Genomic DNA, 12253 nt, shown 5'->3' with positions numbered 1-12253 from the left:
GTACCGATCTTGTCCTTGACGGCCGGCTCGAGGCGAAGGTCGACGTCGCGCAGCGCGGTGATGTATTGGCCGGTCTCGCTGGTCTTGATGTAGGTGGTGGTCAGCAGCGGCTCGCTGCCGAGGTCGCGGGCGTGGCAGAACTCCTCGGCGCCGATGTTGATGGCAAGATTGCTGCCGGGGTTCTTTCCTTCCTGTTTGAGCACGGCGGCCCGCTCAATCATGTCGGCGCGCATCCGCTCCAGGCGGGCGACGTCGTCCGGGGCGAGGCGATAGGCGTAGACGGCGGACCCTGCCGAGGCGAATGCCGCCAGCGTGACCTGATCCTCGGGATCATGGGCTTCGACGAGATCGAATTTCTGCGACTGCGGCGGCTCGCCGGACAGGCCCATGATCACGCTCATGCGCACGCCGCCGACGCGCGGCCGCAGGCTGTCCGGCAGCTTTACAGCCGCCCGCGCGCGGGCAATGTCGGTGGTGCCGAACTTGATGCGGGTGAGCGGCAGGATCGAGCCGAGCGGCACGTGGCTACACGCTGCAAGGGCGAGCGCAGCCGATAGCGCGAACAGGCGTCGTCCGATCATGGTGGTGCCATCTTTGACATAAAGTAATTATCGTTATACAATAATTTTATCGAACATGACAAGAGGAGAATGACTTTGACCGCTATCCTGAGTGTTGCGCCGGCGGGCGACAGCCGTCCCGGCGCCGGCCTGCGCCGGCTGGCACTGCTGGCCGAAGCACTGACCCTGCTTGGCGTGGTGATCGGCACCACCTTCGTCGCCTATGTCTGGAGCGATCCGGACCGGGTCCGGTGGCACGAGTCGCAGGTCCTGTACGGCCTGCCGGTCGCGATCGACGACCGCGCCTGGCTGGTGACCGGCGCGATCGCGATCACCGCGCTCGCGCTGTTCGCCTGGGCGATGTGGGAGGCGCGGGCCTTGTTCCGCACGCTGAGCACGGGCGATTTCTTCAGCATCGAGGTGCCACGCCGGCTGACCCGCCTCGGCTATCTCGCACTGGTGGGATCGCTCGGCGGCATCGTCCAACGGGCGGCAACCGAGATCGTATCGCGCATCGGCGTCATCCCGCGGCCGACCCAGTTTCACCTGACGATCACGTCGGCCGACTACGTCTCGGTCATCGCCGCCCTGCTGCTGATCGCCTTCGCCAAGGTCATGCACGAGGCGCGGCGGCTCGCTGCCGAGAACCGGGGCTTCGTCTGATGATCATCGTCAACCTCGACGTCATGCTCGCCCGCCGCAAGATGCGCTCCAAGGAGCTCGCCGAGCGGATCGGCATCACCGAACAGAACGTCTCGCTGCTGAAATCCGGTAAGGTGCGCGGCGTGCGTTTCGACACGCTGGCCAAGATCTGCGAGGTGCTCGACTGCCAGCCGGGCGATCTGCTGGAGTATAGGCGCGACGGCGAGAGCGAGCGCCCGACCAAATCGGCGGCGGCGTGAAGCGGATCACGCCCGCCAAACGCCGACGAGGCGTAGTGCAAAATCCCGCGCCGTCGCGGATTATCCAATCGAAGCGCACTGTGGGTCGCCGCATCATAGCGCCAGGGCGAACGAGTAGTGCCCATCTTCGTCGGCCGTGGTGCGCCAAATTGCAAAGTGCCGCCTACGGCTGGGCTGCCTTATCAGCTTCCATTCTTTGCAGATACCGCAGGACGACTTCGCCCGAAGTCATTATGTGTTGCTCGATAAACGCCGTCAGGCCGGCTCGATCCCTGGCAACACAAAGGTCCAGTATTTTTTGATGTTCGTTCTGCGTGCTGACGGGGAACGTCTGATCACTCCATGCGAGTAGCCAATAGCGATTGAGATTGTTGCGGGCGCGGTTGACCTGCTCGAGAAAGAATGGCCGGTTGGCGCGCGTATAGATGACGGTGTGAAATTCGGCGGCGAGCCGCAGCCGTTGCAACGGATTGCTGGTCTTATCGATCTTCATCATGAGCTGGCGGCCGTGTTCGATATTGGCCTCGGTCAGACGATCGATTGCCCAGCCGGCCAACTTAGGTTCGAGGACGGCACGGAAGTCCATCAGTTCGCGCGCGACCGCACTCGACAGATCGGAGACGAAGCAGCCGCGGTTGTGATGCAGGACGGCGAGTCCCTCCGAGACCAGAGCCTTGAGCGCCTCGCGCACAGGGGTATGGCTGACGCCGAACTCTGCCGCGATCTCATCTTGCTTCAGCGGTGCGCCAGGGGGAATCTCTCCGCTGCAGATCGCGTCGCGAAGGGCGTCGGCGATCATTTCCGTACTGCCGATCAGTTTGGGTCTCGCCGCGCTCCGCACACACATCTCCTCGAATCGAATTTGACATATAATATATACCCGGCTAAGCTGCACGGTAATCAACTGGCGAAGCGATGTCCTCCACAATTATATATAATATGCAATCTTGCTCGGCCTTTGCCGTCTGGGGTGCCGCCGATGTTCGAATGGCTTTGGCGACCTCCATCACCTGCCGCGCGGATTAATCGACCATGTCGCGCGCCGTCACCTACTCACGCCAGGAGATTGGTCAAGCGCTCGACGTCTTGGAGACGCCGTGTCTGGTGCTCGAAAAATCCCGGCTGATTACGAACGTCGCTCGATTAAGGCGACACCTCCGGCCGTTCGGGGTCAGGCTGCGTCCGCATCTCAAGACCGCTAAAAGCATCGACGTCGCGCGGTTGGTAATGGACGGTGCGCAAGGCCCGATCACGGTCTCCACGCTGAAAGAGGCCGAATACTTCTTCGGTCACGGCGTGAGCGATCTGCTCTATGCGGTCGGCATCGCCCCGAACAAGCTTGATCATGTCTTCGATCTGCGGCGGCGTGGCGCCAGTCTGGTGATCGTTCTCGACAATCTGGAGACCGCACAACTGGTGGCAGCCAAGAGTGCCGAGCGGCGCGATCCGCTCCCCGTCCTGATCGAGGTAGATACCGACGAGCACCGTTCCGGAATCAAGCCGCCCGACGATATGCTCATTGCGGTTGGTCGCGCCCTTCACACGGGCGGCGCGGCAGTTCGCGGGGTGATGACCCATGCCGGCAGTTCCTACGGCCTGCATAACCCGGCGTCGTTCGAGGCGATGGCCGAGCAAGAACGGTCTGGCATCGTAGCGGCCGCCACTGCGCTCAGAACGGCGGGACTACCCTGTCCAGAGGTGAGCGTCGGATCCACGCCGACTGCGCATTTCGCCCGCGACCTTACCGGCATTACTGAGGTCCGCGCCGGAGTGTTCATGTTCTTCGACCTGGTCATGGCGGGGATCGGCGTATGCGGTATAGGCGATATCGCCCTCTCGGTGCTCGCTACAGTGATCGGCCATCAGCATGACAAAGGCTGGATCATCGTCGATGCGGGCTGGATGGCGATGTCGCGTGATCGTGGCACAGCGCGCTTGCCGGTCGACCAAGGTTACGGCGTGGTTTGCAATCTCGCGGGCGATCCGATCCCCGATCTGATCATGATCGATGCCAATCAGGAACATGGCATTTTGGCTGCGCGTCCCGGCTCTCAATGCGCTGCGCCGCAGCTTCCAGTTGGCGCGATGGTTCGGATCTTTCCAAATCATGCCTGTGCGACCGGCGCCCAACATGACCGCTACCACGTCGTCGACCACGGCCGGACCGTGTCCGCCATCTGGTCGCGCATCTATGGATGGTGATCGATGCCGAACTCAATCAAGGCCATAACAACTCAAGCGGCTCCACAGCCCTTCGGGCACTACGTGCAGGCAACGGAGGCTGCGGGCGTCGTGTACGTTTCGGGCCAGCTCGCAGCCCGCGCCGACGGGGCGTCGCTCGCGGACCAGCCTTTCGAGATTCAGGCCCGCCAGGCACTCGCCAATATCATCGCGATCGTCGATGGAGCCGGTCTTAGCCGCGATCGCATCGCAAAAGTGACCGCCTACATCGTCGGCGTCGAATACTGGCCGGCGTTCAACGCGATCTATGCCGACGTCTTTGGAGCGCACCGCCCGGCGCGCGCGGTAGTCCCGGTTCCTGAACTCCATCACGGCTACCTGATCGAACTCGAAGCCATCGCCGTGCGGTGAAGACAGGGCCGTGTCGGCAGCGCGCGCGTTCGGAACCAATGCATCATCCGGAATCGATCAATGAATAGCGAAATACACCCGACACGCCTGCGGCCGAAACTGATGTCATTCGATGTCTTCGGTACGCTGATTAGCGTTCGTGACAGCTCCTACGGCGCATTCGAACGCATCCTGTCCGATGCCGGTGCGTCGCATGTTGACGTCAAGGCGTTCTGGGAACATTGGGAGCATCAGAACATCGCGCATTATTGGGACCCCTATCGCTCGTATCGTGAGATTTGCGAACTCTCGCTTGCCGAGACGTTTGCGCACTTTGAGGTCGCGGGCGACAGCCGCCTGATCGATCGCTACTTCGATGCCTTCCCCCGTTTCTTTCTTTACGACGATGTCATCCACACGCTGGACCAGCTGTCGCGCCACCACAGACTGGCGGTGGTGTCCAATATCGATGATGACCTGCTGGCGCTGACCCCGCTGAAGCGAAATTTCGACTTGGTATGCACCGCGCAACGGGCTCGGGGCTACAAGCCTGACGGCACGCTGTTTCGCTACCTGATCGAGAATGCGGGCGTCGCGAAGGACGATATCCTTCACTCCGGTCAATCGCAATTCACGGATCTCGTCGGCGGCAAACCGCTCGGACTGACCATCGCCTGGATCAACCGGCGCCAGATCGCCCTCGACGCGTCGGTCCCGCGCCCGGATTTCATTTTCTCGGATATCCAGTCGCTAAGCCGCATCGTCCACACCTAGGAACACGCAACGAGGAGCATGAGATGTTCGTTAAAAAGATTGGTCTGCTGACCGCTATCGTGGCGGCTCTCCTGCCGGCGCTGGCAAAGGCGCAGGAAGCCGATACTGCCTTAAGGCGCATTCAACAGAACAGAGCGGTCACTATCGGTTTCCGTGAAAGTGCGCAGCCATTCGCCTATCTCAACGAGAACAGGCAGGCGAGCGGCTACTCTATCGACGTCTGCAAGAGGATCGCTCAGGAGATCGGCGGCAAGCTCAACATCCCCGACATCGCGATCAGGTACGTGCCGGTGACGCCGCAAACGCGGATTCCGCTGATCGCCAACGGAACGGTTGATATCGAGTGCGGAACCACCGTCAATTCATTGGCCCGTCAGGAGCAGGTCGACTTCAGCTACGCGGTCGCGCTAGCCGAGGGCCGGCCATTGGTGAAAAAGACATCAGGCATCCAGGATCTGCCGGACCTCAATGGCAAGATCGTCGCACTAGCCGCGGGCACCACGGCCGAGCGCTATGTGCGTGCCGCGCTGGATCGGAGCAAGATCAACGTCCGGGTGCTTCAAGTCCGCGACAATGCGGAAGGGCTCCTTGCAGTCGCCTCGCAGCGGGCTGATGCATTCGTCAATGATGCGGTTTTGCTCGGTGGCGCGCTCCGCACAGCGCAGAACAAGGATGACTTCGCTGTCGTAGGTGAGCCGCTGTCGTTCGAGCAGGTCGCCTTCATGGTCGGAAAGAACAATTCCGGCCTCTTGACGATCATCAACGGGACCATTGCCCGGCTGCTCGCCAGCGGTGATCTTCAAAAGCTCTATGACCAATGGATAGCGCCCTATGGCGTGCCGATCGAGGGCGAGGTCGGCACCTTGTTCAAGATCGAAGCCATCGCCGAATAACAATAAGTCAGCAGACGTGATTCTCTTTTCGATCATCGACCAACAAGACGCCGCGTCATGAACTATCAGTGGAATTGGGATCTTCTGTTCAGTGAGCCTTACGCCGGCTGGCTGCTGGCAGGGCTGGGCTGGACCGTCGCGCTGTCCATCACGGGCTGGTTCATCGCGCTGCTACTCGGAGCCACGGTCGGCGTCGCCCGTACGTCATCGGCTCGCTGGGTCGTGCTCCTTTCCGGCTTTTATGTCTCCGTGTTTCGCAACATTCCACTCCTCTTGCAGATGTTCGTGTGGTTCTTCGTAGTGCCGGAATTGCTGCCTGCCAAGCTCGGCCTCTGGTTCAAGCGGGATCTACCAAACCCCGAGTTCTGGACCGCTGTACTGGCGCTGGCGTTCTATACGTCGGGCCGTCTGGCCGAGCTCTTCCGAGCCGGACTGCAAGCCGTGCCGCGCGGGCAGAGGATGGCCGCCGACGCAACCGGTATGAACCCCGCGCAGGCCTTGCGTTACGTCGTCATGCCTCAGGCTCTGCGGATCATTCTGCCGCCGCTCACCTCGGAGTTTTTGTCCATCGTCAAGAACTCGTCGCTGGCCTTGACCATCGGCGTGCTCGAACTGACGGCGCAGAGCCGGCAAATCGAAAATTTCACCTTTCACGGCTTTGAAGCCTTTGGTGCCGCGACGGCCTTCTACGTCCTGGTCGCGTTCGTCCTCAATCTGGTCATGGTTGGCTTGCAGCGGACCTTGGCCTTACCCGTAGCGGTGTAATGCCGATGCCGGATTATTCGCTCATCGTGCGAAACGCCAGCTTCCTCCTTGACGGTCTGCTGCTCAGTCTCACCCTGACACTGATCGGCGTTATCGGCGGCCTTGCCGTCGGTACCGCCCTGGCGCTGGTTCGGTTGTTCACCGGCGTCATCGGTAATTACGTGATCGATGCTTACGTCTTCGTGTTCCGCGCGATTCCGCTCATCCTCGTGATCTTCTGGTTCTATTTCATGGTGCCCTTGATCCTCGGGAGACCGGTCGGTGCCTGGACCTCCGCGATCGTCGCCTTCACGCTTTTCGAAGCTGCCTACTACAGCGAAATCCTGCGAGCCGGCCTGAGGAGCGTCCGCGCCGGGCAACTGAACGCTGCGCTCGCCAGCGGCATGAGCCGGGGGCAGGCACTGCGCTACGTGATCTTTCCGCAAGCGTTTACCGCCATGATCCCGATCTTCCTCACCCAGGCGATCATCCTGTTTCAGGACACTTCGCTGGTCTTTGTCGTTTCGCTGCACGACTTCCTGACCGCGACGTCCATCATTGCCAACCGGGATGGGCGCCTGGTCGAGGTCTACACGTTTGCCTGTCTCGTCTATTACCTGATCTGCCTTGCGGCGACTGCCGGCGTGGAAGAGCTGAAGAGGACATTCGCCCGATGATCGAATTCAAAGGCGTCAACAAGTACTATGGCGCACATCACGTGCTTCGCGACATCACGATGACGGTCTCGCGCGGAGAGGTTGTCGTGGTCTGCGGACCTTCCGGATCCGGCAAGTCGACGCTGATCAAGTGCGTCAACGCGCTCGAGCCCTACCAGGACGGCAAAATTCTCGTCGACGGCTTCGATGTCGGAAGTTCGGCGCGATCGGCAACGCATTTGCGGCGGCGGGTTGGCATGGTGTTCCAGAATTTCGAGCTCTATCCGCACCTCAGCGTAATCGATAATATTTGCCTCGCGCAGCGTATTGTGCTCAAGCGCGAAGCCGAGGAAGCAAGAGAGCGGGCTCGGAGGCTGCTCGATCGGGTCGGCCTGAAGGACAAGGAAGCGGTGTATCCGACGAGCCTGTCGGGAGGCCAGCAGCAGCGCATCGCGATCGCGCGTGCGCTGGCGCTCGATCCCGAAGTCATGCTGTTCGACGAGCCGACGTCCGCGCTCGATCCGGAAATGATCAATGAGGTCCTCGACGTCATGACGGCGCTCGCTGCCGACGGTATGACCATGATGGTGGTGACTCACGAGATGGGATTTGCTCGCCGCGTCGCCAGCCGCGTGGTGTTCATGGATATGGGCGAAGTGGTGGAGGATTGCCCAACCGCCGAATTTTTCGATCATCCGCAGTCCCGCTCCGATCGAGCGCAGCTATTCCTGGATAAAATATTGTCTCACTGATGATCGCGACTGTTGCTCAACGAGCTTGGGTTGGCAGCAGACGATAATGGCGGCGATAAAGCGAGCAAGCGGAAACTGCGAACCCGATCTACGGCGTACGTTATCTATTAGCCAAGGTTCTGAGTTTCAAATCCTGAGCCTTGCTCAGGTCGCCCGAATACAGGCAAGAAAATCAGTAACTTGGACTTTAATTTGCCCGGTTCGCTCCTCTAGAGCAGCGGCGACCGCGCGCACATTCGTCGCAGCAGATCCAGTCTCTTCGGTATCCGCATTCACCGCACCCAAATTGTCTGCAAGCGTTTGCGTACCATCGGCTGCGATTTGCGTGCTACGAGTGATTTCTCCTGTCGCGGCCCCTTGCTGCTCCACTGCGGCCGCGATTGCGGCAGCAACTTCGTTTATCTAGGCGATGGTGCTGCCGATTGCCTTCATGGCCACTATTGCCTCGTTCGTGGCGCGCTGAACCGCGCCTACTTGATCGGATATCTCCTCCGCCGCATTCGCCGTTTGCTTGGCCAGGGACTTCACTTCCGAGGCGACGACCGAGAAGCCCCTTTCCGGCTTCTCTAGGCCCGGCCGTGCCAATTCCGTCCAGGACCGGCTGCGCAGGCCTGCAGCGCATCCCCATCACCCTCGTCCTCCCGGCGGCAGCGTGTCGAGCAGCGGACACGACAGATGGGCGATCTGGTGGGCTGTGCCGCGCGCGCTCGCACCGGGCTCGTCCTCCGACAACAGCACACGCACGAATTTCCAGTTGTGCGGATCGAGACCGACCGCGCCGGCGTTAAAGCTGATTGACGGGGCCTGTGCGGGTCCCGCCAGAGCCAGCACGATGAACCCTCTTGCGTAAGTGCGCCGAAGAGGTTGCAGCGGTTGGGTTGCGAAAGATGTCGGCTCTCGGACTGCATCATCAACGCGTTTGATGGCAACGGGGGCAGGAATTCGGGAAGCAGGCGCGGCAGAACAGCTTGCCGCACGACGTGCAGGGCGCGTGGCCCGCGGGGTCGGTCAGGTGCAGCCTGTCGTCGCACACGAGCCGCACGCGATCGAGGCCTGCTCCCGCCTCGCAGAGCGGCCGTTCGATCATCCTGGCCAAGGGATGCCAGTCGAGGGGGATGATGCGCTCGCCTTTGCGGCGACGGATCAGCACCTCGAGGCGCTGCACCGGCACGTAGATCTCGAGGGCCTGGACCCATTCGACCGTGACGCGCAGTGCATAGTTGCGACGCAGGTCGTCGAGCTTGGCACGGTATTCGCGCTCGATCGCCTCCACCCGCAGTGTCTCGCGCCGCCGGTCGGCCGCGGCGCGGTCTCCGCTCGCGCGGTCGAGCGCCAGCAGGCGGTTCAGAGACGCCTCGCGCAAGTCATTGTGATAGGCATGGACCCGGTCGCGGTCGCGCTCCAGCCGGCGGCGCATCGTTCGCAGGAACGGCTCCATCACGTCCCTGGCTTCACGCTCGAGCACCGGACGCAGCCGCGCCGTGAGCGCTGCCGAGCTCCATCCCGGTCCGGCGGCGCGCCTTGTCGCAGTATCCGGCATGTGCCAGTCATCCACTTGCGCCAGCGCCGGACGGAGTTGCGCCAGGATCTCGTTGATCACCGCGCCGGTCCCGAGGTTGAAGCCAAGCCAGATCAATTGCTCTCGTTTCTCATCCGACAGCGCGGTGAGGCGGAACATCAGCATCAAGCAGCGGGTCCAGGTTGCCGACATGCCCTGCAACCGCCAGGTCGCGTTCGGCAGGTCGAGGACGCGATCGAGCAGCCTTTCGGGGTCGCTCGGGGGCGGAGCCGGCGCGGGGAGCCGAAGCTCCCGTTCGCTCCATCGTCCCTCGTCGGCGAGCAGCGCGCCGAAACGGTCGAGCCAGTCCCCCTCGAGCGCGATCGCAACCGTGCCTGCGGCCTGTTGTGCTCCAAAGCCGAGATGCGTCAGTTCGGGCCAGCCGAGCTGTTGCCGCAGGGGAGCAGGCGTGAGCACCTCGAGGCGGTCCGGCCCGAGAGCCTCGACGGCGGCGCCACGACGTTCCAGGAGATCAGCGACAAAATCCCGCAGCTCGCTCATCGGTTCGGCTCACGCAGTCTCGAAGTCATCGCCGAACAGCGCGGTGTCGAGGGCTTTGGCATCCTCGTGGTGCTCGCGCGCCCCCTGCAGACGGCGGCCGAGCTCTTCCAATGCCTCCGCGCGTCCCGTTTCGGTCGTGTGCAGCCAAGCATCGAGCATGAGGTCGGCGAAATCGCGATCCTCGTCGAGGCCGCCCAGGATCGCTCCGACCTCGCCGACGACGAGTTCGAACATCGAGATCTTCTCGTCCAGCAGTGCCAGGATCTGCTGCTCCAGCGTGCCGCGGGTCACCAGGTTGAACACGAACACTTCGCGTTGCTGGCCGATGCGGTCGATGCGTCCGATGCGCTGCTCGATCGCCATCGGGTTCCACGGCACGTCGAAATTGATCACCGTGTTGCAGAACTGGAGATTGCGGCCTTCGCCGCCCGATTCCGTGCACAGCAGCACCGGCACCCGCTCGCGGAATTCCGCAACGGCGGCGTCCTTGGCGGGGCCGCTGAGCGCGCCCTCGAAACGCGCGAAGGCAAAGCCCTCGCGTGCCAGGAGCGCAGCCAGATGCTCGAGCGTCTCTCGGTAATGAACGAAGATTAGCTTCTTCTCGCCCGGATTCCGCCGCAACAGGTCGATCAGCGCCGCCTCCTTGCCGCCGACACCGATGGCGGCCCATTTCTTCGCGAGCGCTTGCCAGGCGGTGTCGACGTGGCGGCCGGACAGGCGGCGAACGGCGGCGGCCGCCGCCGCCGGAGACGAACCGGCCGCGGCGAGCAGATGCCGAAGCGCAAGCCGATTCACGCCCTCGGCCGCCAGCCGCCGTACCGCGGCCTCGAGCTCGCGATAGGCCGCCGGCTCGCCGTCGCTGCCGTCAGCGCAAATCGTTACGGCGTGACGGCGCGGCAATTTCAATGCGACCACCGCCCGCGTGTTGCGCACCATGGCGCCGCGCATCAACTCGCGCAGGCGCTCGGCGTTAGCTGGCTGGCGCGGCTTGCCAGCGGTCATGTAAGCCGCGCGAAACTCCTTCAGGGTCTTGAAGATGCCGGGCTTCAGCAGCGTCAGCAGGTTATAGAGCTCGGTGAGATCGTTCTGCACCGGTGTCGCCGACAACAGCAGTACGAAGCGCTTGTTGAGCGCATCGACCAGCTTGTAGCCCTGGCTCGTGCGGTCGCGCAGATGGTGGGCTTCGTCCACGATGACGAGATCGAAGCTGCGGCCAAGAATGTGCGCCGCATGCTCGCTGCGACGCGCCAAGGCAAGCGAAGCGACAAGGCGGTCCTGGCTCCAGAACCGTTCAGGATCGCTGCGCAGCAGCGCGTCATGGGTGGTCGCGCAGGCAATGTCGAATTTGGTTTCGAGCTCCTCCTGCCACTGACCGACGAGCGAGGCCGGGGTCAACACCAGGACGCTGTTGACGATGCCGCGCAGGAGATACTCCTTGAGGATCATGCCGGCCTCGATAGTCTTGCCCAGTCCGACCTCGTCGCCAAGCAGAACGCGACCGCGATGCTGCTTGAGCACCTTGCGGACGGTCTCGACTTGGTACCAGAAGGTTTCGATGCCGCGCAGATGCGGCAGGCAGAGCAACTCGTCGAAGCCCTGCGCGAGGGCGAGATGGGCAAAGCGCTCGCGCAAGCGGTGCCAGGCGCCATCGCTGTTCGGCGGTTGCTCGATGGCGTCCAGCAGCGGCTGGAAGTCGAACTCGGCGCTGAACGGAATATCGATCTCAATCCGTGGCAGCGGAGGCGGTCGGATCGGGGCAATGGGCGCTTCCGCAGCGGGTTTCGGCCTGGTCGGTGTCTTGGTCGAGATCTTGGCCGGGGACTTGGCTGGGGATTTGGCCTTTCGCACCGGACCAGGGGCCACTCGCTTGCTCGGGACCCGCGTGTCGCGCTCGAAGATCCGGGCGTACTGACGTGAAAGCCATGCGCGACGCGCAATACCTCCCGGAAAAACGCGCAGAGCGTTGAACCAATCCGCGAGACCATGCGCCTCCAACAGCGATTGCGCCGGCGCCAGCCTTTTCTCGTGCGCCAGCGCCAGGGCATTCAGCAGATGGCAGGCGTCGATCTCGACGAATCGCTTGCGAAAGCGCTTCAGAAAGACCTGCGCGCGGGCGGCATCCTCGTCGAGCAGCGCGGCGGTGGCGGCGAGCAACAGGATATGCCCGTCGCCCGGCTGCGCGCGCACCGCCTCTTCGGCCAGTGCCAAAAAGCCCGAATCGAGGTCCGGATCGGCCAACGCTGCCCGCAGAAGGCGGTGCGGCTCGCCGGTTGTATCCGGCTGATTCTCGCGCGACACCTCTTCCGGCTGAGCGCCAAAAGGGAACATCATCTGGGCCGACG

At 62.6% G+C, this 12253-nt stretch carries 16 protein-coding genes; 10 read left to right on the top strand and 6 right to left on the bottom strand.

Going from position 1 to position 12253, the window contains the following annotated elements:
- Nucleotides 1–581: hypothetical protein (locus JOZ76_RS29890; protein WP_291704858.1), on the bottom strand; the 581-nt coding region annotated here is incomplete at its 3' end.
- A 75-nt stretch (nt 582–656) separates the two neighbouring features.
- Between JOZ76_RS29890 and JOZ76_RS29885 the strand changes: the two genes are divergently transcribed.
- Nucleotides 657–1223, top strand: a complete 567-nt coding sequence (locus JOZ76_RS29885; RefSeq protein ID WP_291704857.1) for a DUF2975 domain-containing protein — start codon at nt 657–659, stop codon at nt 1221–1223.
- Nucleotides 1220–1462 carry a helix-turn-helix domain-containing protein gene (locus JOZ76_RS29880; protein WP_291704860.1) on the top strand — a complete coding sequence of 81 codons (243 nt, stop codon included), beginning with the start codon at nt 1220–1222 and terminating at the stop codon, nt 1460–1462. The genes JOZ76_RS29885 and JOZ76_RS29880 overlap by 4 nt, the downstream gene beginning before the upstream one ends.
- 163 nt (nt 1463–1625) lie before the next feature.
- Here JOZ76_RS29880 and JOZ76_RS29875 read toward each other — a convergent pair whose 3' ends face one another.
- Entirely contained in the window at nt 1626–2261 is a 636-nt protein-coding gene (locus JOZ76_RS29875; RefSeq protein ID WP_291704855.1) for a GntR family transcriptional regulator, read from the bottom strand.
- A gap of 233 nt (nt 2262–2494) precedes the next feature.
- On the opposite strand from JOZ76_RS29875, the gene JOZ76_RS29870 reads away from it, so the two are divergent.
- From JOZ76_RS29870 to JOZ76_RS29840, 7 genes are read left to right on the top strand one after another with little or no spacing between them, the layout of a single operon-like run.
- Nucleotides 2495–3664, top strand: a complete 1170-nt coding sequence (locus tag JOZ76_RS29870) for a DSD1 family PLP-dependent enzyme (RefSeq protein WP_291704853.1) — start codon at nt 2495–2497, stop codon at nt 3662–3664.
- Between the two features lie 3 nt (nt 3665–3667).
- Nucleotides 3668–4054 (top strand): RidA family protein, encoded by a 387-nt coding sequence (locus JOZ76_RS29865; RefSeq protein WP_291704851.1) that lies wholly within the window; start codon nt 3668–3670, stop codon nt 4052–4054.
- A gap of 60 nt (nt 4055–4114) precedes the next feature.
- The gene (locus tag JOZ76_RS29860) at nt 4115–4807 is read left to right on the top strand and encodes an HAD hydrolase-like protein (RefSeq protein WP_291704849.1); all 693 of its coding nucleotides are present in this window, start codon (nt 4115–4117) and stop codon (nt 4805–4807) included.
- Between the two features lie 23 nt (nt 4808–4830).
- The gene (locus JOZ76_RS29855) at nt 4831–5700 is read left to right on the top strand and encodes an amino acid ABC transporter substrate-binding protein (protein WP_291704847.1); all 870 of its coding nucleotides are present in this window, start codon (nt 4831–4833) and stop codon (nt 5698–5700) included.
- Nucleotides 5701–5757: 57 nt separating this feature from the next.
- Nucleotides 5758–6465, top strand: a complete 708-nt coding sequence (locus JOZ76_RS29850; RefSeq protein WP_291704845.1) for an amino acid ABC transporter permease — start codon at nt 5758–5760, stop codon at nt 6463–6465.
- Nucleotides 6466–6470: 5 nt separating this feature from the next.
- Nucleotides 6471–7121, top strand: coding sequence for an amino acid ABC transporter permease (locus tag JOZ76_RS29845; protein WP_441300127.1), 651 nt, complete (start codon nt 6471–6473; stop codon nt 7119–7121).
- A complete protein-coding gene (locus tag JOZ76_RS29840; protein ID WP_291704842.1) occupies nt 7118–7852 on the top strand; it encodes an amino acid ABC transporter ATP-binding protein in 735 nt (244 codons plus the stop codon). The genes JOZ76_RS29845 and JOZ76_RS29840 overlap by 4 nt, the downstream gene beginning before the upstream one ends.
- Nucleotides 7853–8254: 402 nt before the next feature.
- On the opposite strand, the gene JOZ76_RS38425 is transcribed toward JOZ76_RS29840, so the two are convergent.
- The 4 genes from JOZ76_RS38425 to JOZ76_RS29825 all read right to left on the bottom strand — a co-directional run bounded on the left by JOZ76_RS38425 (nt 8255) and on the right by JOZ76_RS29825 (nt 11774).
- Entirely contained in the window at nt 8255–8437 is a 183-nt protein-coding gene (locus tag JOZ76_RS38425) for a methyl-accepting chemotaxis protein (protein ID WP_366938644.1), read from the bottom strand.
- Nucleotides 8438–8479: 42 nt separating this feature from the next.
- The gene (locus tag JOZ76_RS29835) at nt 8480–8683 is read right to left on the bottom strand and encodes a hypothetical protein (RefSeq protein WP_291704840.1); all 204 of its coding nucleotides are present in this window, start codon (nt 8681–8683) and stop codon (nt 8480–8482) included.
- A 79-nt stretch (nt 8684–8762) separates the two neighbouring features.
- Nucleotides 8763–9911: a hypothetical protein gene (locus JOZ76_RS29830; protein WP_291704838.1), complete on the bottom strand. Its 1149-nt coding sequence runs from the start codon at nt 9909–9911 to the stop codon at nt 8763–8765.
- Between the two features lie 9 nt (nt 9912–9920).
- Nucleotides 9921–11774, bottom strand: a complete 1854-nt coding sequence (locus tag JOZ76_RS29825) for a DEAD/DEAH box helicase (protein ID WP_291704836.1) — start codon at nt 11772–11774, stop codon at nt 9921–9923.
- Nucleotides 11775–11894: 120 nt separating this feature from the next.
- Here JOZ76_RS29825 and JOZ76_RS29820 point away from each other — a divergent pair.
- Nucleotides 11895–12253 (top strand): hypothetical protein (locus JOZ76_RS29820; protein ID WP_291704834.1); only part of this gene is annotated, 359 nt, incomplete at its 3' end.

Origin of the sequence: Bradyrhizobium sp. (assembly GCF_019244115.1) — a bacterium.
Classification (GTDB): Bacteria; Pseudomonadota; Alphaproteobacteria; order Rhizobiales; family Xanthobacteraceae; genus Bradyrhizobium.
The sequence above is the reverse complement of the archived record's forward strand: the minus strand, read 5'-3'. Positions and strand labels throughout refer to the sequence as shown.

Bases quoted from the DNA above. Each gene is read 5' to 3' on its own strand.
- JOZ76_RS29830 (WP_291704838.1), bottom strand. From the start codon at position 9,911: ATGAGCGAGCTGCGGGATTTTGTCGCTGATCTCCTGGAACGTCGTGGC.
- JOZ76_RS29850 (WP_291704845.1), top strand. From the start codon at position 5,758: ATGAACTATCAGTGGAATTGGGATCTTCTGTTCAGTGAGCCTTACGCC.
- JOZ76_RS29855 (WP_291704847.1), top strand. From the start codon at position 4,831: ATGTTCGTTAAAAAGATTGGTCTGCTGACCGCTATCGTGGCGGCTCTC.
- JOZ76_RS29860 (WP_291704849.1), top strand. From the start codon at position 4,115: ATGAATAGCGAAATACACCCGACACGCCTGCGGCCGAAACTGATGTCA.
- JOZ76_RS29845 (WP_441300127.1), top strand. From the start codon at position 6,471: ATGCCGGATTATTCGCTCATCGTGCGAAACGCCAGCTTCCTCCTTGAC.
- JOZ76_RS29875 (WP_291704855.1), bottom strand. From the start codon at position 2,261: ATGATCGCCGACGCCCTTCGCGACGCGATCTGCAGCGGAGAGATTCCC.
- JOZ76_RS29865 (WP_291704851.1), top strand. From the start codon at position 3,668: ATGCCGAACTCAATCAAGGCCATAACAACTCAAGCGGCTCCACAGCCC.
- JOZ76_RS29870 (WP_291704853.1), top strand. From the start codon at position 2,495: ATGTCGCGCGCCGTCACCTACTCACGCCAGGAGATTGGTCAAGCGCTC.
- JOZ76_RS29840 (WP_291704842.1), top strand. From the start codon at position 7,118: ATGATCGAATTCAAAGGCGTCAACAAGTACTATGGCGCACATCACGTG.